The organism is Streptomyces sp. NPDC033177 (genome assembly GCF_055577715.1).
The window spans coordinates 384774-404301 of sequence record NZ_JBVIPS010000003.1 but is presented as its reverse complement, the minus strand read 5'-3'; the positions used below and the strand labels follow the sequence as shown (position 1 = coordinate 404301).

The 19528-nt window shown below is 71.0% G+C and carries 17 protein-coding genes; 10 read left to right on the top strand and 7 right to left on the bottom strand.

Going from position 1 to position 19528, the window contains the following annotated elements; all coding sequences use genetic code 11:
* Positions 1–18: 18 nt before the first annotated feature.
* Positions 19–1056: a GlxA family transcriptional regulator gene (locus ACZ5U5_RS13030; protein ID WP_469020112.1), complete on the bottom strand. Its 1038-nt coding sequence runs from the start codon at positions 1054–1056 to the stop codon at positions 19–21.
* Positions 1057–1224: 168 nt separating this feature from the next.
* Between ACZ5U5_RS13030 and ACZ5U5_RS13025 the strand changes: the two genes are divergently transcribed.
* Together ACZ5U5_RS13025 and ACZ5U5_RS13020 are read left to right on the top strand one after the other, a co-directional pair.
* Entirely contained in the window at positions 1225–1872 is a 648-nt protein-coding gene (locus tag ACZ5U5_RS13025; RefSeq protein WP_469020111.1) for an HD domain-containing protein, read from the top strand.
* Between the two features lie 78 nt (positions 1873–1950).
* Positions 1951–2685, top strand: a complete 735-nt coding sequence (locus tag ACZ5U5_RS13020) for a Clp protease N-terminal domain-containing protein (RefSeq protein WP_469020109.1) — start codon at positions 1951–1953, stop codon at positions 2683–2685.
* On the opposite strand, the gene ACZ5U5_RS13015 is transcribed toward ACZ5U5_RS13020, so the two are convergent.
* Complete coding sequence (locus ACZ5U5_RS13015) at positions 2672–3727, bottom strand: isopenicillin N synthase family dioxygenase (protein WP_469020107.1); 1056 nt, start codon at positions 3725–3727, stop codon at positions 2672–2674. The genes ACZ5U5_RS13020 and ACZ5U5_RS13015 overlap by 14 nt on opposite strands.
* A 50-nt stretch (positions 3728–3777) precedes the next feature.
* On the bottom strand, positions 3778–4647 hold the full coding sequence (locus ACZ5U5_RS13010; RefSeq protein WP_469020105.1) for a (2Fe-2S)-binding protein: 870 nt from the start codon (positions 4645–4647) through the stop codon (positions 3778–3780).
* 496 nt (positions 4648–5143) lie between these two features.
* On the opposite strand from ACZ5U5_RS13010, the gene ACZ5U5_RS13005 reads away from it, so the two are divergent.
* The 4 genes from ACZ5U5_RS13005 to ACZ5U5_RS12990 all read left to right on the top strand — a co-directional run bounded on the left by ACZ5U5_RS13005 (position 5144) and on the right by ACZ5U5_RS12990 (position 11452).
* Positions 5144–6340 (top strand): ATP-grasp domain-containing protein, encoded by a 1197-nt coding sequence (locus ACZ5U5_RS13005; protein ID WP_469020102.1) that lies wholly within the window; start codon positions 5144–5146, stop codon positions 6338–6340.
* Between the two features lie 17 nt (positions 6341–6357).
* Positions 6358–8130 (top strand): IucA/IucC family protein, encoded by a 1773-nt coding sequence (locus ACZ5U5_RS13000; protein WP_469020854.1) that lies wholly within the window; start codon positions 6358–6360, stop codon positions 8128–8130.
* Between the two features lie 248 nt (positions 8131–8378).
* On the top strand, positions 8379–10253 hold the full coding sequence (locus ACZ5U5_RS12995) for an IucA/IucC family protein (RefSeq protein ID WP_469020101.1): 1875 nt from the start codon (positions 8379–8381) through the stop codon (positions 10251–10253).
* Positions 10250–11452 (top strand): type III PLP-dependent enzyme, encoded by a 1203-nt coding sequence (locus ACZ5U5_RS12990; RefSeq protein WP_469020100.1) that lies wholly within the window; start codon positions 10250–10252, stop codon positions 11450–11452. Before ACZ5U5_RS12995 ends, ACZ5U5_RS12990 begins: the two co-directional genes overlap by 4 nt.
* A 36-nt stretch (positions 11453–11488) precedes the next feature.
* Here ACZ5U5_RS12990 and ACZ5U5_RS12985 read toward each other — a convergent pair whose 3' ends face one another.
* Positions 11489–11623, bottom strand: coding sequence for a hypothetical protein (locus tag ACZ5U5_RS12985; RefSeq protein WP_469020097.1), 135 nt, complete (start codon positions 11621–11623; stop codon positions 11489–11491).
* 120 nt (positions 11624–11743) lie between these two features.
* On the bottom strand, positions 11744–12271 hold the full coding sequence (locus ACZ5U5_RS12980) for a hypothetical protein (protein WP_469020095.1): 528 nt from the start codon (positions 12269–12271) through the stop codon (positions 11744–11746).
* A gap of 221 nt (positions 12272–12492) precedes the next feature.
* On the opposite strand from ACZ5U5_RS12980, the gene ACZ5U5_RS12975 reads away from it, so the two are divergent.
* Positions 12493–13431 carry a GlxA family transcriptional regulator gene (locus ACZ5U5_RS12975; protein ID WP_469020092.1) on the top strand — a complete coding sequence of 313 codons (939 nt, stop codon included), beginning with the start codon at positions 12493–12495 and terminating at the stop codon, positions 13429–13431.
* A gap of 34 nt (positions 13432–13465) precedes the next feature.
* On the opposite strand, the gene ACZ5U5_RS12970 is transcribed toward ACZ5U5_RS12975, so the two are convergent.
* Positions 13466–14194 (bottom strand): class I SAM-dependent methyltransferase, encoded by a 729-nt coding sequence (locus tag ACZ5U5_RS12970; RefSeq protein WP_469020090.1) that lies wholly within the window; start codon positions 14192–14194, stop codon positions 13466–13468.
* A 103-nt stretch (positions 14195–14297) separates the two neighbouring features.
* Here ACZ5U5_RS12970 and ACZ5U5_RS12965 point away from each other — a divergent pair, with 103 nt between their 5' ends.
* Entirely contained in the window at positions 14298–15134 is an 837-nt protein-coding gene (locus ACZ5U5_RS12965; RefSeq protein ID WP_469020088.1) for a slipin family protein, read from the top strand.
* Positions 15135–15156: 22 nt separating this feature from the next.
* Positions 15157–15984, top strand: a complete 828-nt coding sequence (locus ACZ5U5_RS12960) for a hypothetical protein (protein WP_469020085.1) — start codon at positions 15157–15159, stop codon at positions 15982–15984.
* A gap of 35 nt (positions 15985–16019) precedes the next feature.
* On the opposite strand, the gene ACZ5U5_RS12955 is transcribed toward ACZ5U5_RS12960, so the two are convergent.
* Entirely contained in the window at positions 16020–16703 is a 684-nt protein-coding gene (locus ACZ5U5_RS12955; protein ID WP_469020084.1) for an alpha/beta fold hydrolase, read from the bottom strand.
* A 128-nt stretch (positions 16704–16831) separates the two neighbouring features.
* Between ACZ5U5_RS12955 and ACZ5U5_RS12950 the strand changes: the two genes are divergently transcribed.
* Positions 16832–19267, top strand: coding sequence for a polysaccharide lyase 8 family protein (locus ACZ5U5_RS12950; RefSeq protein ID WP_469020081.1), 2436 nt, complete (start codon positions 16832–16834; stop codon positions 19265–19267).
* Positions 19268–19528: the final 261 nt, after the last annotated feature.

The following is a 19528-nucleotide window of genomic DNA, read 5'->3' as shown; positions in this document are numbered from 1 at the left end:
CACCACCACGGCCAGGCCCTACCCCTGGGCACGTACCGCCGGATTGACCTCGACCCGTGTCGTACGAAAACGCGCGGCGTACGCGGATGGCGTCGTCCCCAGGTGACGGGCGAAGGCCCTGCGCAGGGTCTCGTCGCTGCCGAGGCCGCTGCGCTCGGCCGCGTCGGTGACGCTCGCGCCGCGTTCCAGGAGCATGCGGGCGGCCTCCAGCCTGAGGGACTCCACGTACGCGGCCGGGGTGGTGCCGAGCTGTCGCGTGAAGAGCCGGGTCAGATGCCGGGAGCTCACGGCTGCCCGCCCGGCCAGGGTCGCGAGGCGGTGGTCGGCCGCCGGGTCGGAGGCGATGGCGTCGAGGAGGGGGCGCAGCACCGGATGACGGGTCGCCGGGGCGCGCGAGGCCGCGGAGAACTGGGACTGCCCGCCGGGCCGCTGGAGGAAGACGACCAGATCACGGGCGACCCGCCGCGCGATGTCGGGGCCGTGATCCTGCTCCACGAGAGCCAGGCAGACGTCGATGCCCGCGGTGACCCCGGCCGAGGTGAGTACCGGTCCGTCCTGGACGTAGATGGCATCCGCCGTGACGGTGATGTCGGGGTACAGGCGGGCCAGTTTCGCCGCGTGCTCCCAGTGCGTCGTCGCCCGGCGGCCGCGCAGGAGTCCCGCCGCGGCGAGGGCGAAGGCGCCGGTGCACACGGCGGCCACCCGCCCTGCCCCGCTCGCCAGTCGGGCCACGAGCTCGACGAGGTCGGGCCGTTCGGCGAAGGTGACGAGTTCGGCGTGACCGGGCACGACGAGGGTGTCCGCGACGCCTGCGTCACCCGCTTCGCCCGCGTCACCCGCTTCGCCCGCCGGAAGATCCGCTGCGATCCGCAGCCCGGTGGAGGTCCTGACGTCCAGCCCGTCGGGGGTGCAGACCCGCACGGTGTAGCGGCCACCGGTGTAACGGCTCGCGGTGGCGAAGACCTCCAAGGGGGCCGCGACGTCGAGAAGGCGCACGCCGTCGAACGCGAGGACGTAGACATGGTGGGGGCGGGGCCCACTCGATTGATCGTTCACAGCGCCACGGTAGCGGGAGGGCGTGTCCAGATGTGTGGGGTACGTGTCCACAGAGACATGGCCGTCACACACGTACGACGAGCAGGCTGGTCCCAGGAGCCGACTCACCCTTCTCGATCTCCCCGATCTCGTCGATCTTTTCGATGACCTGACGACAGGAGCCACACCGTGACCACTCACGCCTCTTCCGCCGCCGGTGTATCCGTGCCGGACACCAAGCTGGCCGCCGCCGCCACCGAGCTGGTGCGGGACACGGCGAGCGAGCTGATCTACCACCACTCCCGCCGCGTCTTCTGGTTCGGCAGCTTTCAGGGCGCACGAAGGGACCTGAGCTTCGATCCCGAACTGCTCTACATCGGCGCGATGTTCCACGACCTGGGCCTGGGCGAGCGGTTCCGGGACAGCGGGCGGCGCTTCGAGGTGGACAGCGCCGAGGAAGCCCGCCGCTTCCTGCACGGTCACGGCGTACCGGAGGACAGCGTGCGCCGGGTGTGGACCGCCATCGCCCTGCACACCACCCCGGGCATCCCCGAGTTCATGGAGCCGGAGGTCGCCCTGGTCACCGCCGGGGTGGAGTACGACGTCCTGGGCATCGGCTACGAAGATCTCAGTGCCGCCGAGCGCGCCGAGGTCACGGCGCTGCATCCGCGCCCCGACTTCAAGCGGCGGATCCTGGAGGCGTTCACCGAGGGCATCGCCCCCAAGCCGGAGACCACCTTCGGGAACGTGAAGGCCGACGTCCTCGCGCACTTCGTCCCCGGCTACAAGCGAGGCGACTTCGTCGAGGTCATCCGGAACTCCCCCTGGACGGAGTAGACGAAGGGGAGGGTGGAGCAGAAAGAGGGTGTCAACTCGGGGTTGACGCCCTCCCGACTGTCAACCTACCGTTGACACATGACGCAACCCACCCAACCCATCCGCCTTGACGACCTAATCCAGGCCATCAAAAAGGCCCACCCCGAAGCCGCCCTCGACCAGCTCTCCGACGCCGTCATCGCCGCCGATCACCTGGGCCATGTCGCCGACCATCTGATCGGCCACTTCGTGGACCAGGCGCGCCGCTCGGGCGCCTCATGGACGGACATCGGCAAGAGCATGGGGGTCACCCGGCAGGCCGCCCAGAAGCGGTTCGTGGCCAAGGACCCCGGCGAGATGTCGGACCTCGACCCCCGGCAGGGCTTCGCCCGCTTCACCGACAGGGCGAAGAACGTGGTCATGGCCTCGCAGGAGGAGGCCCGCGCCGCGGGGAACGACGAGATCGGCCCCGGGCATCTGACGCTCGCCCTCCTGACCGAACCGGACGCCCTCGCCGCGAAGGCCCTCGTCGCGCAGGGGAGTTCGCTCGACGCGATCCGCGAGAGCGTCGCCGCGGCGCTGCCGCCGGCGGTCGGCGAGGTGCCCGACCTCATCCCGTACGACGCCGGGGCGAAGAAGGTCCTTGAGCTCACCTACCGCGAGGCCCTGCGGCTCGGGCACAACTACATCGGGACCGAGCACATCCTGCTCTCGCTCCTGGAGGCCGAGGGCGGCACGGGCACGCTCGCCGGGCTCGGCATCGACAAGGCGGCAGCCGAGGCGAACATCACTGAGACCCTGGAGGCGATCCGCGCCTCGCTCAACCAGGGGTGAGGGGACCGGTCCCGGCCGCACGCACTCGCGCCGCCTCCCGGACGGCCGCCGCGTTCGCCTTGCCCTGCCGGGACCCGGCGAGCTTCGCCTTGATGTGGTCACGCACGAGGATCGGTTCATAGCCGAACTCGTCGGAGGCGTCGAGGTGGCTCGGCAGCGTGGAGATGACCGCATCGACGTTGCCGTCGTGGAAGTAGGCGGCCGACCTGCGCCGGACGATGCCGCCGTCCACGATCGGCGGCTTGACCCGGTGCAGGGTGGACATCCAGCGGTCGTTGGTGAGCCGCGCCGTGAGATCGCCGAGGTTGACCAGGAGCGCGCCGTCGACGGGGGACACGTCGTGCCAGGCCCCGTCGGCGCCGAGCACCTGCAGCCCGGCGACCTGGTCCGCCCACAACACGGTGACCAGGCCGAAGTCCGTGTGTTCACCCATCCCCGTCAGCTCGCCGTCGAGGGTGACGGCGCCTTCGGGAAGGGCGTAGTTGTTCATGCGCAGGACGTCGATGGAGTGGTCGGTCAGCGACTCGAAGAAGTCGGCCGGCTCCCCCAGGGCGTCCGCGAAGACGCGGGTCAAGGTACGGGCCACGCGGCCGGCCTCGGCGAAGTACCTCAGCACGGCCGGTTCGAAGCCCTCGACCTGCGTGGGCCAGACGTTGAGTCCGTAGTCGTCCTCGGACAGGTCGAGCCCGGGGAACGAGCGGGCTTCGGTGCCGATGTTGAACGCCTCGAAGAAGTCGTTCATGCGCCCGGCCGACTCCACACCCAGGCTCAAGCTGAGGGATTCACTCTTGGGCGGGCTGTAGCCGCGGTTCGCACCGGTGACCCGGTAGCTCTTCCGCACCTCCAGGGGCAGGCCGAAGAAGCCGTCGACGGCGGCGGTCAGGCCGTCCACCGTCTCATCGGGAATTCCGTGCCCGAGGATCTGGATGAAGCCGACGCGGGCGCAGGCGTCATTCAACTCCTGTGCCACCCGCGCACGTTCGGATGCCGGTCCGTCCTCGACGTACGGCGTGATGTCGATGACGGGAACCTGGAAGGGCATGGGCGTCTCCTGGCACGAGCGAGGGGCTACGCCGACTCCCTATCATGACTTCACCCGCCGGATTCCGACTCCAGCCTCCGCAGACGTTCCGCGTCGCAGACGCGCGGGCAGGTGCCGCACGCCTCGGCGGCGCGGATCGTGTAGTAGAGGCAGCAGCCGAGCCGCGTACGGGTCGGGTGCCGCTCCCCGTCACGGGTCGTCAGATGACGGAAGGCCGCGCCACCGGGAAAGGGCTCGACCGGTCCGGGGAGCAGCGCGTCCACCGCCCGCAGCGCCTCGTCCTCCTGGCCGAGCATGCGCCCCAGGTACCAGATCCCGGAGATGAGATCGTCCCCCGCCATGCCCCACAACGCCCGCTGCCCGCGACGCAGTCGGGGCCCGATGGCGGAGAGCAGCGGTCGCATGTGCGCGACGACGGCGGCGCGCAGTTCGACGCGCAGCGACTCCTCGTCGGCGAGAACCCGCGTCCCGGGGAGCCCGGCCGCCGGATCGTCCGGGAAACAGGCGAAGGAGCCGGGGACGATCTCGAAGGCACCGGTCTCCAGGTGGACGCGTACGTCCTGCGGGCGGATGCGCGGTACGCGCCGCTCCAGGTACCAGGCACCGCTCATCAGCAGGGACACCGACCAGAGGTAGCCGTGCAGGGCGCGGGACGCGGCGACGTCCGGGCGCGGGGTGTGGTCGTGGCCGCCGCGGATGCGTGCGGCCTCCGCCGCGACGAAGGCTTCCATGACGTCGTGATGTGACGTCAGTTCGGCGCCGGTCACCCACCCTTGGCCCGCGTACGAGTCAGGTCGCGCCACCGCGACGGCGAGCGTGCCGCAGTGCGCGGTGAGTCGCCGATAGGTCGCGGCGAGCAGGGCGGCGGGGCTCAGGGCGGTGGCGTCGGGCGCCAGGTCCGGGGCCACGGTGAGCGGCACTCGTACTCCTTGGAAGGCAGGTCCATGGGTCGTCCGACGGCGGTCCCGCCACCGTCAACTAGGTAAGGCTTACCTTATTTTGCTTCAACTTGCCGCATCGTGAGCGGCGCGCCGCGGACCTCGATGTCGCGAGTGATGCACCGCTCACCGCGAGTTGACATCGTTAGGCATACCTAACCTAAACTCTCACCCCGTGTCCAAGATCGCTCGGGCCGTCCCGCCGGACAGCCTCTTCACACGGCGCGGTGGTGAGGACCCGCCTGGCCGGGGGCATCGCGGCCGTAGTGCCGGCGGGCCCGGCGGTGGCGGTCGCCGGGTCCGTCGCCCTCACCGGACCCGCGGGAGAAGCGTGGCCCTGGCGACGGGTGTCGCGTCCACGGTCAAACCGGCGCACCCGTAGGGCGGGCGGCGGGCCGTTCGACGCCTCCGCCCGCCCCTCCCCCTTCCCTCCCCGTCACACACGCACCTTCGCTCGCACCCGGAAGTGGACTCGCACATGCGGCTGTACGTCCTTGCCCGCAACCCCACCGACTCGGTCACCGAAGGCTTTCTGCCCGCCGCGCGCGGGCTCGGCCTCGACGTCACCCTCCTCACCGATCAGCCGGACGCGCACCGTCTCCCCGAAGGGCCGGCTACCCCGGAGATCCTGGAGTGCGACGTACGAGACTTCCGCGCTGTCATCAGCCGGATCTCCACCCACCGCTCCCCCGGCGCCATCTTCACCAACAGTGACCACCTGCAGACGCAGGCGGCGCTGACCGCCGAGTACTTCGGGCTGCCCGGCAAGGACTGGCGGGTGGCGCTGCGCACCAAGGACAAGGCGCACATGCGACGCCACCTCGCGGCCGAGGGTGCCGACGCGGTCTGGTCCGCGGAGCTGGCAGCGGGCCAGGACCCGGCCGAACTCGGCGCTCTCGACGTGCCGTTCCCCTGCGTGGTCAAGCCGAGGGAAGGCGTGGCCAGCGAGGACGTGGTGCTGGTCGAGGGTCTGGAGCAGTTGGTACGGCGGTGCGCGGAGATTCAGCAGCGGCGTCCGGGGGCCGCGCTGGTCGTCGAGGAGTATCTCGCAGGGGAGTTGTGCACCTTGGAGACGCTCGGCGACGGCCGCGTCCGGCATGTCCTGGGCGGTTTCCGTACGGAGGTGTCGCCGCCGCCGTACTTCATAGAGGAACGGATGACGTTCGCCCCCGCGCATCCGGCGCCGGTGGTGGCTCAGGTGCTGCACCAACTGGACGTGCTGGGAGTGGGGTTCGGGGTCTGCCACACGGAGTTCGTGGTGTCGGCAGGGCGAGCGCGGCTCATCGAGGTCAACTACCGCGCCATCGGCGACCAATGTGATCTGCTCCTCGCTCAGCTCCTGGACATCCCGCTCTTCGAGCACATCCTCCGTACGCATATGGGCGAGTCGCTGCCGTCCGACCTGGGTGCGCGAACGGACGGCCGGGCACGGCTCGACTACCCGTGCGCACGGCGTGCGGGAACGCTGACGGCAGCGCCACGCGCGACCGAGGTGACGGCGGGCGGGGTGCGCCTCACGTACCGCCCCCTGCGTGAGATCGGCGAGCGGCACGAACTCCACGGCACGAACCGCGACTTCCTCGGCGTGGTGCGCGCCACCGGCACCGACCAGACAGCGGTCGACCGAGCCGTGGCCGACTTCCTCGCCGCGCACCACTGGGAGATCACGCCGTGATCCGACCGCCTCGCGGCATGCCCGCGACCGGGGCCGAGGCCGACCTCCTCCTACGCGTGCTGAGCGCGCTCCTGCGCGAGGACGTCCTGGGGTGGCGCAACCGAAGCGAGGGCGTGCGCCGCCCTGACGGCTTGTGGCTGAGGCTGCCGGTGCCCGCTGCGAGAGGCGTTGACGGCGATGCGCTGCTCATGCCGGTCCGTGCCGATGGGTTTCAGGCCACCTACGCCGCCCGGCTCCCCCTGCTCCGTCGAGAGTCCGACGGGGGTGAGCTCGCCGACGCGGGCAGCGTGCTGGCCGCGCTGCGTGACCTCGCCGACCCCGTCGACCGTGGCGGGTTCGACGCGTTCGCCGTGGAGTGCGAGCAGGCCCTCGACGCGATGCGGCTGCACGCCGGGACGAAGGGCGAGGTGGAGGCCCTGCTTTCCGGGCGGTACGGCTCGGATCCCGCCGCCTGGACCGGGCTCGCGGAGGGAATCGGGTACGACTGCCTCGCCGCGCGCGCGGATCATCCCGTATATCCGACCTCACGCGGCCGCTCCGGGCTCTCCACCGCCCAACTGCGTTCGTACGCACCTGAGTTCCATCCCACCTTCGCACTGCGCCGGCTTGCCCTGCCCCGCGAGGCCGTCACCGTCGGCGGCGACAGCGATGCCTGGCTTTCTCCCCGCGCGGCGGGCGTGCCCGAGCTCGAAGGAAGTCACCTCGTGCTGCCCGTGCACCCCTTGACCGCGGACGGGCCCCTGCGGGACACGCTGCGGGCAGCGGGGCTCGACGGGCGGGCCCATTTCATCGACGAGCCCGGCCCCGACGTCGTACCCACCCTGTCCATGCGCACCGTCGCCCTCATCTCCGACCCCACCCGGCACCTCAAGCTGCCGCTCGCCACCGCCACGCTGGGCCTGCGCAATCGGCGCACCATCAAGCCGGACACCCTCACCGACGGTGCGGCGGGCCAACGGCTGGTCGAAGCCGTCGTCGAGCGCGAACCCCGGTTCAAGGGTGTCGTCCTGCACGCGGACGAGACCCGCTTCGCGCACGCGGGCCACGAACTCCTCGCCGTGCTGCTGCGCCGCTACCCCGCCGGGCTCGACAACGCCGTCGTCGTACCGATGGCCGCGCTGCTGTGCCCGGCACCCGGCGACCGCCTGGTCGTCGAGCACCTCGCCGACCGCTTCTACGGCGGTGATCCTCTCGCCCTCCTGGACGCCACGCTCACCCTCCTCTTCGACTGGCAGACCACACTCTTCACCTACGGGATCGCCCTGGAGTCACATCAGCAGAACATCTCGCTGGTCCTTGACCACCACCCCGCGGATGCGAGTAGGGGTCGCCGTACCCGGTTGCGACTGCTCTTCAAGGACAACGACGGGCCGCGCATCAACCTCGCGCGGCTGCGTGACGCCATGGGGCAACAGGCTCCGCATGCCGCTGAGTTCGATGATGCGCGCATCTTCGTCGTCGGCGATCGGCCCGTGCTCGACGTGTTCACCACCATCACCCTCCACCTCTGCGCCGGCGTCTACGCTTTCGGGCTCGCCCGGCACGGTCACGCCCCGCTGCGGCGGCTGCTCGGTCTCGTGCGCGAGCGGCTCGCCGAGGCCGTCGAAAGGCTCGGGCCCGGCGAACCTGGCACCCTTCTGAGGGCCCACGTCCTGGACGCGCCGGAGCTGCCCGTCAAGGCGATGGTGACCGCGGGCACCCTGCTGTCCAAGGAACGCTCCGGAGCAGCCGACATCAACAAGCACTACACGACGGGCCCCAACTACCTGCGCTGCGCGGGGGTTTCATGATGGCCGACGCGTCCACCGCCGAGTGTGCTCAAGGCAGATCTCCCGGCGGGAAGTTCGGCACGCTGGAGCTCGATTCCATAGGCGGCGCGGTCGCCGCCGGTCTCGTGGCAGCGGGCGCACACAGCCGCATCGGCCGGCCCGCCCCTCCTGACCGGCACCGCGACCGCCCTGGCAGCCTTGGCCGCCTTGGTCGCCGTCACTCTTCCCGCCCTGTTCCGCCGCTCGTCCCGCATCCGCTGGAGCCGTTGATGTCCTTGCCGACCGGCACATTCGCCGCCCCGTCCGCCGCACCCGCCCTGCCCACGGCACCCGCCCAGCCCGCCACCCTCGTCGCCTGTGCCCCCGTCGCCGGCGCCGCGCCCACCCGGCTGCCCAGCGCCGACCAAGCGGTGGCGCACACCCTGCTCAACTGCCTGCTGCGCGAAGTCTCCGGCCCCGAGCGCCAGACCGCCGTGGTCGACGGTGATCTCCTGCTCCGGCTGCCGCGCCGCGGGGTCCTCCTGCGTGTCGCGCTGCGCCGCACCTCCCTCCTGGGCGCCCACCGCTTCACCGGCCCGGTGACCGAGCAGCGGGACGGCACCTGGGTGGAGGTGGACTGGCCTCGCCTCGCCGAGTACACCCATGCCGAGCTCTCGCTGCGTACAGGTGTGAGCAATGAGGAGTTCCTGGAGCAGTTCGCCTCCAACCATGAGGGGGTCAGTGCGGGCCTCGCCGCCGCCCGCTCGGCGTCCGGCACGGGGACGGCCGCCGCGGCGGATGCGGCTCCCAAGTCGACGAAGACGGACCCGAAGTGGCTCGCGGACTACCTCGCCTCCGAGCAGTCCCTGCTGTTCGGCCACCGCTTCCACCCCACACCCAAGGCCCGCGGCGGCGACCTCGCCGACTGGTCCGCGTACGCCCCGGAGACCGGAGCCGCCTTCCCGCTGCGCCACCTCGCCGTACGGGACCACCTCATCGCCGAGGAGTCGGCGCGGCCGGGCGCCACGGCACCGCTCGACCGCCTCGGGCCGGCGCCCGAGGGCTACCGGCTACTCCCGGTACACCCCTGGCAGTACGACCTGCTGCGGGAGCACCCGGGGCTGCGCGCGGCCCTTGCCCGCGAGGACATCATCGACCTGGGCCCCGGCAGCTCCCCCTTCGCGGCCACCGCATCCGTGCGCACCCTGTTCGACGGTGACACCTTCCTGAAGTTCAGCCTGAACGTCCGCATCACCAACTGCCTGCGCAAGAACGCCAGTTACGAGCTGTCAGGTGCCGTCGCGCTCACCCGCGTACTCGAAGGCTCCCTGGACGACCTGGCCACCCGCTTCCCGGGCAGCGCGGTGCTGCGTGAGCCCGCCTACCGCAGCCTGGCGCTCACCGGGGCCGACGGGCGTACCGACCTCGCCCTACTGGAGGGCTTCGGCGTCATCGTCCGCGAAGGCCTGGCCGGGCGACTCCTTCCCGGTACGACGCCACTGCTCGCCGCGGCCGTCGCGGACGAGTACCCGACGGGTCCCGGCCACATCTCCCGCCTCCTGGCGGGCGCGGGTCCGCAGCGGGCGCTCGACTGGTGGCGGACGTACCTCCGGCTCCTGCTGCCGCCTGTGCTCGCCGCGTTCTTCGACCACGGCCTGGTGCTCGAACCGCATCTGCAGAACGTCCTCGTCTGCGTGGACGGCGCCGGCATGCCCGCGCAGGTGCTCTTCCGCGACCTGGAGGGCACCAAGCTGATCCCCGAGCATCATGCACGGACCCTGGACGCGCTCCCGCCGGAGGTCGCGGGGCCGATGACCTACGACGCGCAGCGCGGCTGGGACCGCGTCGTGTACTGCCTCCTGGTGAACCACGTCGCCGAGCTGCTCGCCGCCCTCGCCGACCTCCATCCGCAGACCGAGCCCGCGCTCTGGTCGCAGGTCCGCGCCACCATGCGGGAGTTCGCGGACACGCACGGCTGCCCGCCACGGCTCGGCGCCCTGCTCGCCGGGGGGCCGCTGCCCGCCAAGGCCAACCTGCTCACCCGCTGGGAGCGCAAGGCCGACCGGGACGCGGGCTATGTCCGGCTCACCTCACCCTTTCCGCTCGCCGAGCACGTACGGGACCTGGGTGTCCGTACCGACGCACCTTGGAGCACCGCCGGATGACCGCCCCCACTGCCGCCGTACGTGAGCATGCCCTCGGCCTCGCCACCGAGGAACTCCCCGCTTATCTCTACGACGTGTCCGCACTCGACGCCCATGTCGCCGCGGTGCGTGCCGCGCTCCCCCGGCAGGTCGAGCTCTACTACGCCGCCAAGGCCAACCCCGAGCCGGAGATCCTGACCGCCCTCGACCCGCATGTCGACGGTTACGAGGTGTCGTCGGGCGGCGAACTCGCCCATGTGGCCGCGGCGGTGGCCGGGCGCCCGCTGGCCTTCGGTGGTCCCGGGAAGACGCCGGACGAGATCGCCGCCGCCCTGGAGCTCGGCGTGGATCGGTTCCATGTCGAGAGCGTCTACGAGCTGCGGATGCTGGCCTCGATCGCCGCCCGCGTGGCACCGCACACCCGCGTGGGCGTCCTGCTCCGGTTCAATCTCGGCCTCGACGCCGCGTCTCTTGAGAGCAGTGCCCTCGCGATGGGCGGACGCCCCACGCCCTTCGGTCTCGACCCGGCCGAGGCGGACCCCGCGATCTCCCTGTTCACCGACGGCAGCCTGCCCCAGCTCCATCTGCTGGGTGTGCACGCCCATTTGGCCAGTGGGCTCGACGCACCGCGGCAGCTCGCCGTCGCCGAGTCCATCGTGACGTGGTCGCAGGCACTGGCCGTACGCCATGGCATCCGCCTCACGGAGGTGAACGTCGGCGGCGGGATGAGCGTCGACTACGCCGACCCCGGCGCACGCTTCGACTGGGCCGCGTACGGCGACGGCCTCACCCGGCTCTGCGCGGCGCACCCCGGACTGACGCTCCGCATCGAGCCGGGGCGAGCGCTGACCGCGTACTGCGGCTGGTACGCCACCGAGGTCCTGGACGTGAAGCGGAGCCACGGCGAGGAGTTCGCTGTGGTGCGCGGCGGCACCCACCATCTGCGCACTCCGGCGGCCAAGGGCCACGACCAGCCGTGCACCGTGCTCCCGGCGGCCGGGCCATGGCCGCACCCCTGGCCCCGGTCCGAGGCACGGACGGACCGGGTGACGTTCGCGGGGCAGTTGTGCACGCCGAAGGATGTCCTGGCCCGACAGGTTCCGGTGGCGGGCCTGCGGGCCGGGGACCGGGTGGTGTTCGGGATGGCGGGCGCGTACGCGTGGAACATCTCGCACCACGATTTCCTGATGCACCCGCGGCCGGGCTTCCACTTCCTCTGATCACCCTCGCCTGCCCGACGGCGTGGCGGCACCCGCTCATCGGCGGTTCCTGCTCCGCATCAGCAGAGCCACGAGGGCTATCGCGAAGACGACGAAGACGATGACGAACATCGTCGCTCCGCCGCGTGACGCCCACACCTTGGCGAGCTCGACCGACGTATCTGGGTGCACGTCCTGTCTCCTTCCATGCAGCCCGGTCAGAGTTGACGGAAGTCCGTGTGCCCCCGGCTTCACGGTTGAAGCTCCAGTCCCTCTGGGTCACCGCACGAGGTTGTCGGTTGAAGGGCGGGATCAGGCGCCGGTCGTGGAACCCGGCCTGATGATCATGAGGACAGTGACGGTGGCCCAGAGAAGGTTGAAAATGCCTGTGTACATGGCGAGTTGAGAACTGGTGCGCTCCCCCACGGCCACCACGCCCGCTCCCTCGGCGAGTTGGCCGCCCGCATGACCGTCCGCGTCCGCACCACCCTGCCCTGCTCCTGCCACCGCTTCGAGCGCCGCCTCCTGGCACGGCAGGACGAGGACGATGAGCACCACGGCCGCCGCCATCGTGAGGATGATCGAGGCGATCAGCCAGGCGCTGCCGAGCACGCCCAGGCTCTGCGCGGTCACCAGCCCGGTGACGGGGACGGCGACGCCGACGAACGCGTAGACCGAGCAGATGCGCTGCAGCAGCCGCAGCGAGGCGAGGGCCCCCGCGTCCCGCGGGTCGGCCTGGGCGCGCCGCAGGGCCGCGGGGAACATGCTGGCGGCGACGGTGACCGGGCCGACCGTGAGGATGGCGGCCAGCACATGCAGCGTCAGGAAGAACTTGGTCACGACGGGCCCTCGGGATTCGAAGAACGGGGATGGTCACACGGCCCCGACCGGGACCCGCCCGCCGAGATTAGTCAGCGTCCCCGCCCGGCGAACAGTGGCATTAGTGACAGGCTTCGCAGAGATACCGCCATCGGATGCCAGGCCAGTTCATGGGCGGGGAAGAGCCATCCACGCCGGTGCATCCGCTTGGCGGGATCCCGACTCTGACGTACGTTGCCGCCATGCATACCGTGGCCGTCCTGGCGCTGGACACCGTCATCCCGTTCGACCTGTCCACCCCCATCGAGGTCTTCGGGCGCACCCGGTTGCCCGGCGGTCGGCCCGGCTACCGGGTGCGTGTCTGCGCCGCCGCGCCCGAGATCGACGCCGGCCTGTTCACCCTCCGGGCTCCGTGGGGCCTGGAGGGGCTCGCGGACGCGGACACGATCATCGTGCCCGGCAGCGCCGACCTGTCCCGGCCCCTCCCCGACGCGGCACTCGACGCGCTGCGGGACGCTGCCGCCGACGGGACACGGATCGCCTCGATCTGCGCCGGAACCTTCACGCTCGCCGCGGCCGGTCTGCTCTCCGGGCTGCGCGCCACCACGCACTGGGCGGCCGCGGCCGAACTCGCCGCACGCCATCCCGACATCGACGTCGACCCGGACGTGCTCTACGTCGACAACGGGCAGATCCTGACCTCCGCCGGCGCCGCCGCCGGGCTCGACCTGTGTCTGCACCTGATCCGCAGGGACTACGGCTCAGCCGTCGCGGCGGACGCCGCCCGGCTCTCGGTGATGCCCCTGGAACGCGAGGGCGGCCAGGCCCAGTTCATCGTCCCGGAGGCTCCGCCCACACCGCAGGGCTCCGAGCTCGAGCCGCTCCTGCGCTGGCTGGAGGAGAACGCCGGCCGTGAGCTCACCCTGGAGGACATCGCGGGCCGGGCGGGCATGAGCACCCGTACGCTGCTGCGCCGCTTCCGGGAGCAGACGGGCAGCACACCGCTGCAGTGGCTGCACCGCGCCCGCATCCGGCAGGCCCAGCATCTGCTCGAATCGACGGGGCACTCCGTCGAGCGCATCGCCGTCCAGGTCGGCTTCGGTTCGCCCACCGCGTTCCGCGACCGCTTCAAGCGGGTCGCCGGAGTCAGCCCGCAGGCGTATCGCAGGGCGTTCCAGTAACGCCCGCCACCGCCGTCAGGGGCCGCTCAGCCGTTCAGACCTTGCGCGCCTCGACGAGGCACCAGTGGGGGCTGCCGTCGGCGCGGCGCCCGAACTCCTCCAGCGGGTGCAGCCGCATCGTGAAGCCGGTCCGGAGCAGGTCCTCGAGCACACCCCGCAGCGGGAAGGTCCTGTAGTACATGACGAACGGCGGACGCCACAGCAGGTTCCGCACCCGCATCATCCCGTCGAAGCCGAGCAGCGCCCAGTACAGCGGTGAGGTCAGGGGCGGTGGCGCGCCGATCGGGAAGGCGAAGACCCCGCCGGGCCGCAGCGCCCCGCAGACCTCCGCGAACAGCTTCGGCCGCTCGGCGGGCAGGAAGTGCCCGAACGCCCCGAAGCTGACCGCCAGGTCGAAGACGTCGACGAAGGGCAGGGCACGGGCGTCGGCCCGCACCCAGTCCACGGCGGGCCCGCCGTGGCGCGGGACCACGGCCGCCCGTGCCTCGGTCAGCATCCCCGAGCTGAAGTCGACGCCGGTGACCCGCTCCCGGCACAGCGGCAGCAGCGTCTCGACGCCCGCGCCGGTGCCGCAGCAGACATCGAGCCCGGCGTCGAACGGCCCGAGGCGCCCCAGCGTGTCCGCGACGGCGTGCAGCATCCGGTCGGGCGTACGGAAAGGGGTGTGGTCGAACTTCGGGGCCAGCAGGTCGTAGCCGTCCTCGATGGAGGAGAGAGCCTGCACGGCCAGTTCGCGGAGTGTGGGTCCCTGGGAGGTGAACACCGTCCCCACCCTAGTCAGCGGCGGGGCGGCCGGGGCTCGACCCCGGACAAACCGGGGCATATCTTGGTATGGAGACGGGCGACTCGGAAGAAGGGGGGTCGTCATGGTCGAAGAGCTGCTCACGGCAGGTGCCGCGGTCGCGGCTGCCGGGTTCATGTACATGGCATCGGCGGCCCGTGTGGTCAAGCAGTACGAGCGCGGCGTGGTGTTCCGCCTCGGGCGGCTGCGGGAGGAGGTCCGCCAGCCGGGATTCACCATGATCGTTCCTGGTGTCGACCGCCTGAACAAGGTGAACATGCAGATCGTGACGATGCCGGTCCCGGCGCAGGACGGCATCACCCGGGACAACGTGACCGTGCGCGTGGACGCGGTCATCTACTTCAAGGTGATCGACGCGGCGGACGCGGTGATCAAGGTCGAGGACTACCGCTTCGCGGTCTCGCAGATGGCGCAGACGTCGCTGCGTTCGATCATCGGCAAGAGCGATCTGGACGATCTGCTCTCCAACCGCGAGAAACTCAACCAAGGCCTTGAGTTGATGATCGACTCCCCCGCCATGGGCTGGGGCGTACAGATCGACCGGGTCGAGATCAAGGACGTGTCGCTCCCCGAGACCATGAAGCGCTCCATGGCCCGGCAGGCCGAGGCCGACCGCGAGCGGCGGGCCCGCGTGATCAACGCGGACGCCGAGCTGCAGGCCTCCAAGAAGCTCGCCGAGGCCGCACATCAGATGGCGGAGGAGCCCGCGGCGCTCCAACTGCGGTTGCTGCAGACCGTGGTGGCCGTCGCCGCCGAGAAGAACTCGACCCTCGTCCTGCCCTTCCCCGTGGAGCTCCTGCGCTTCCTGGAGAAGGCCCAGCAGTCGCAGGCGCCGCCGACCGCACCACCGGCCACGGCGGCGGCCCCGGAACCGGGACGACCGGAGGCGGCACGGGCATGAGCACGAGCAGGAGGCATGCCTCATGACCGGTGCCCGGACCACCACCGCGGCGGGCAAGACCCGGTTCGACGACATCTACGACCAGCCTGACCCCCGCGCGTACTTCCGCACGCTTGCCCCCTTGCGGTACGAGATACCGCAGCAGGCTCAGGGCGTCTTCCGGCGCACGCTCGCCCAGCGCTCGGCGGTGCGCGGCACCCGTCTCCCCGTCACGGTCCTCGACCTCTGCTGCTCCTACGGGATCAACGCGGCGCTGCTCAATCACGACCTCACGCTCGCCGACCTGTACGCGCACTACACCGGCGCCGAGACCGCGGCCCTGACCCGGGGGGAGCTCGTCGAGGCCGACAAGGAGTTCTACGCCACGCGGCGGCGCACCGGCGCCGTCCCGGTGATCGGTCTCGACACCGCCGGCAACGCCACGCGCTACGCCCTGGAGGTGGGGCTGCTCGACGAGGCCCACGCCGAGAACCTCGAGCGCCACCCGCCCAGCGCGGGGCTGCGCGACGCCATGGGGCGCGTCGGCCTGATCACGGTCACCGGAGGCATCGGGTACATCACCCATCGCACCTTCGACGTGCTCCTCGACGCGACCCGCATCCCGGTGTGGGTGAGCGCGTTCGTCCTGCGTACGGTGCCTTTCGGGGAGATCCTCGCGACCCTGGACGCGCACGGTCTGGCCACCGACACCGATCCCGAACGGACGTATCCGCAGCGGATGTTCACCGACATCGCCGAGATGAGCAGCGCGGTGGACCAGGTGCTCAAGGCCGGTGACGATCCCACGGGCCTGGAGGCGGAGGGCCGTTACTACACGCGCCTCCACCAGTCACGGCCCCGGCCGGTGTAGCGCACCGCGCCCGCCTCCGGGACCGCCCCACCCGGTCAGCTGGTGAAGAACTCGCTGACCTGCTCCGCGAACTGCTGCGGGCTCTGCTCGTGCACCTGGTGACCGACCGGGATCGAGATCACCCGGGAGTCGGGGATCGCGGCGGCCATGTCGGGGATGCGTTCCTGCGGCATGCTGCTGTCCGGGCCGCCCGCCACGATCAGCGTCGGCGCGACGATCTCGGCCAGGCGTTCGGCCCACTCCGGGTCGGGGTCGAAGATCTGCGCGCGGACCGCGGGAGACACGGGCCAGTCGAAGTCGATGGCCTCGTCGGGGCGCGGGGCCTCGACCCAGTCGCGCGGGTAGGGCGGCGGCGTCTCCTCCAGGACGAGGCGCTCGACGCGGTCCGGGTGCTCCTGGGCGAGCAGGTAGGCCACGACCCCGCCCATGGAGTGGCCCACGACGCCCACCCGGTCGAGGGAGAGCTCATCGAGGAAGCCGAGCACGTCGTCCCGCATCAGCTCGACCGTGTACTCGTCCGGCCAGTCGCTCTCCCCGTGCCCGCGCAGATCGAGCGCGTACACCCGCCACTCCTCGCCGAGCGCCTGCCCGACCTTCTCCCAGCCCGCCGAGGAACCGCCGAGCCCGTGCAGCAGCACGACGGGCGCTCCGTACGAGTCGCCCCAGGTCCGATAGGCCAGGCGTACGTCGCCCACATCCACCACTGCGTGATCGCTCATGCCCCTGACGCTACAGCGCGTTGCGCGACCCATTGAGCAGTGGCCCGGACCCATGCTAGAAAGCGCTTGCTCTTCTCGCGGCCCGCGCGCCTCCTCCGCCGCACCTTCCCCTCACCATCGGAGAACCCATGCACTCTCCTTGGTCACGCCGCGCTTTCCTGCTCACCACCGGTGGCTCCGCGCTCGCCCTGACGGCCTCGGGACTCCCCGCCGACGAGGCGGCAGCGACGGAGCGAGCGGACGCCTACGAGGCGCTGCGCACCAGGTGGCGCACCCTGCTTCTCGGCGAGGACTTCTCCCCGGGGGCCGAGCCCTTCAAGAGCCGCCTCGCCGAACTCGGCGCCACCGCGCGGGAACTGCGCGACTCCATGGCCCCCGCCACGGGCTCTCTGTGGCCGGACCTCTCGTACGCCGACCCCGATCCGGACACCGACCAGGAGTCGTACGGATACTCCGCCAACGTGGTAACCGGTTACAGCAGGCTCAGCATCATGGCCCAGGCCTACCGGCAGGAAGGCACGGGCCTGATCGGCGACGCGAGCCTCAGGGCCGGCATCCTCCAGGGCCTCGATCATCTCTACGTCGAGGTCTACAACGAGAATCAGGCACCCTTCGGCAATTGGTACAGCTGGCAGATAGGCGCCCCGCAGGCCCTCCTCGACGTCTGCGTGCTGATGTACGACCACCTGTCGGCGACCCAGGTGGCCGACTACTGCAAGGCCGTGGACCACTTCGTGCCCGACTCCGCGGTGGGCAGCTACACCGGGACGAGCACCGGAGCCAATCGTGTCGACCTGTGCCGGGTGCTCGCGCTGCGCGGGGTCGTCGGCGCCAGTGCCGCGAAGATCGCGCTGGCCAGGGACGCGCTCTCCCCCGTCTTCCCTTACGTGACGACCGGCGACGGCCTCTACACCGACGGCTCGTTCATCCAGCACACCACCGTGCCCTACACGGGCTCGTACGGATCGGTGATGCTGGGCGGCCTCGGCATGCTCTTCTCGTTGCTGCGGGGCTCCAGTTGGGAGGTCACGGACACCAAGAAGCAGATCGTCTTCGACGCCGTGGAGAAGGCGTGGGCGCCGTTTATCTACAACGGCCTCGTCATGGACGGAGTGGCGGGGCGCGCCATCAGCCGCGGCCTCTCCGCGTCCGACACCAAGAAGATCCAGGCGGACGACCACCGGCGCGGCCACCCCATCATGGCGGCCGTGGTGCTTCTCGGTCAGGGCGCCGGCACCGCCGAGAACGCGCGCTGGCGCGGCCTGGTCAAGGGCTGGATGCGGCGCGACTACTACAGCCCGCCGCTGAGCGACTCCTCGCTCGGTCTGACAAGTCTGGCCCGGCTGCAGGGCGTCGAGGACGACGCGTCGGTGACCGCCCTTGCCGAGCCCACCGGCCACCGCCTCTTCCCCAACATGGCGCGCGCCACGCACCGGCGCCCCGGCTGGGCCGCGTCGATCAGCATGGCCGACCCCCGCATCACGTACTACGAGACGGGCAACGGCGAGAATCTGCGCGGCTGGCACACCGGCTCCGGCATGCTCTATTGGTGGGGCGACAGCTACGCCAACGGGCAGTACAGCGACGCCTTCTGGCCCACCGTCGACCCGTACCGGCTGCCCGGCATCACGGCCTCCCGCAAGGCGCTCGCGGATGCGGCGGGCGGCGACTGGGGCGCGTCCCTGCCGGACGTGAAGTGGGTGGGCGGGGCCAGTGACGGGCAACGCGCCGCCATCGGCCAGTACTTGAAGGGCCTGCAGAGCACCCTGCGTGCGAAGAAGTCGTGGTTCTGCCTGGACGACGCGATCGTCTGCCTGGGCGCGGGCATCGCCTGCACGGACGGCGCGGCGGTCGAGACAACCGTCGAGAACCGCAACCTCGGCCCGACGGGCACCACCTCCTTCCAGGTGGACGGCGCCGCCAAGCCGGCCGCGTCCCCCTGGTCGGCGACGCTCACCGGCGCCAAGTGGGCGCACATCGGAGGCCACGGCGGCTACGTCTTCCCCGGCGGCGCGACGGTGAAGGCGCTGCGCGAGGAGCGCACCGGCAGGTGGAGCGACATCAACAAGGGCGGCGCGACGACCGCGATCGCCCGCAAGTACCTCACGATGTACGTCGACCACGGCACCGCCCCGACGAACGGCACGTACGCCTACGTCCTGATGCCGGGCGCGGGCGCGGCGCAGACGGCGACCCGGTCGGCGGCCACCGGATGGCTCCAGATCCTTGCCAACTCCGACAACCAGCAGGGCGTTTCCGTCCCCTCGCTCGGCTTCACCGGGGTCAACTTCTGGTTCGGCGGCACGGTCGGCAAACTCACCGCGAGCGCCCCCTGCTCCGTGCAGATCAGCGAGAAGAGCGACGGCACCGCGGTCATCTGCGTCAGCGACCCGATGCGCGCGCAGACCTCTTTGACGCTGACCTGGAGCCGCGCCGTGGCCGCGGTGACGGCCAAGCCCGTCACGGTCACCTCGGCGGCGACGGGGGCGTCCCTGAAGCTGACCTTCGGGGATCTCAGCGGCACGAAGGGGGCCACGCAGCGGATCACGGTCAGGCTGGGCTGAGGTCGGTCGGGGCGCGGTCGCCGCACGGTCGCCACGCACCGCGTCCCGTAGCCTCAGCACCCTTAGCACCGATGCTTTCCGGTCGACCCTCGATTCCGGTAGAAAATCAAATCAACTGTCCTCGCAGGTCAGGCAGTTGTTCTTGCTTGCACCATCGCTTCCGGTCCATATGTTGGACACGCGCGAGGCCTCTCCTCACACGCTTGCCGCCCGCCCTGAGCTGCCCGAACAGTCGTCCGTCAACCGCTCAGCGGACACATG

Coding starts and splice junctions, on each gene's coding strand:
- ACZ5U5_RS13020 (WP_469020109.1), top strand. CDS start 1,951: ATGACGCAACCCACCCAACCCATCCGCCTTGACGACCTAATCCAGGCC.
- ACZ5U5_RS13015 (WP_469020107.1), bottom strand. CDS start 3,727: ATGCCCTTCCAGGTTCCCGTCATCGACATCACGCCGTACGTCGAGGAC.
- ACZ5U5_RS13005 (WP_469020102.1), top strand. CDS start 5,144: ATGCGGCTGTACGTCCTTGCCCGCAACCCCACCGACTCGGTCACCGAA.
- ACZ5U5_RS13000 (WP_469020854.1), top strand. CDS start 6,358: ATGCCCGCGACCGGGGCCGAGGCCGACCTCCTCCTACGCGTGCTGAGC.
- ACZ5U5_RS12995 (WP_469020101.1), top strand. CDS start 8,379: ATGTCCTTGCCGACCGGCACATTCGCCGCCCCGTCCGCCGCACCCGCC.
- ACZ5U5_RS12990 (WP_469020100.1), top strand. CDS start 10,250: ATGACCGCCCCCACTGCCGCCGTACGTGAGCATGCCCTCGGCCTCGCC.
- ACZ5U5_RS12975 (WP_469020092.1), top strand. CDS start 12,493: ATGCATACCGTGGCCGTCCTGGCGCTGGACACCGTCATCCCGTTCGAC.
- ACZ5U5_RS12965 (WP_469020088.1), top strand. CDS start 14,298: ATGGTCGAAGAGCTGCTCACGGCAGGTGCCGCGGTCGCGGCTGCCGGG.
- ACZ5U5_RS12960 (WP_469020085.1), top strand. CDS start 15,157: ATGACCGGTGCCCGGACCACCACCGCGGCGGGCAAGACCCGGTTCGAC.
- ACZ5U5_RS12955 (WP_469020084.1), bottom strand. CDS start 16,703: ATGAGCGATCACGCAGTGGTGGATGTGGGCGACGTACGCCTGGCCTAT.
- ACZ5U5_RS12950 (WP_469020081.1), top strand. CDS start 16,832: ATGCACTCTCCTTGGTCACGCCGCGCTTTCCTGCTCACCACCGGTGGC.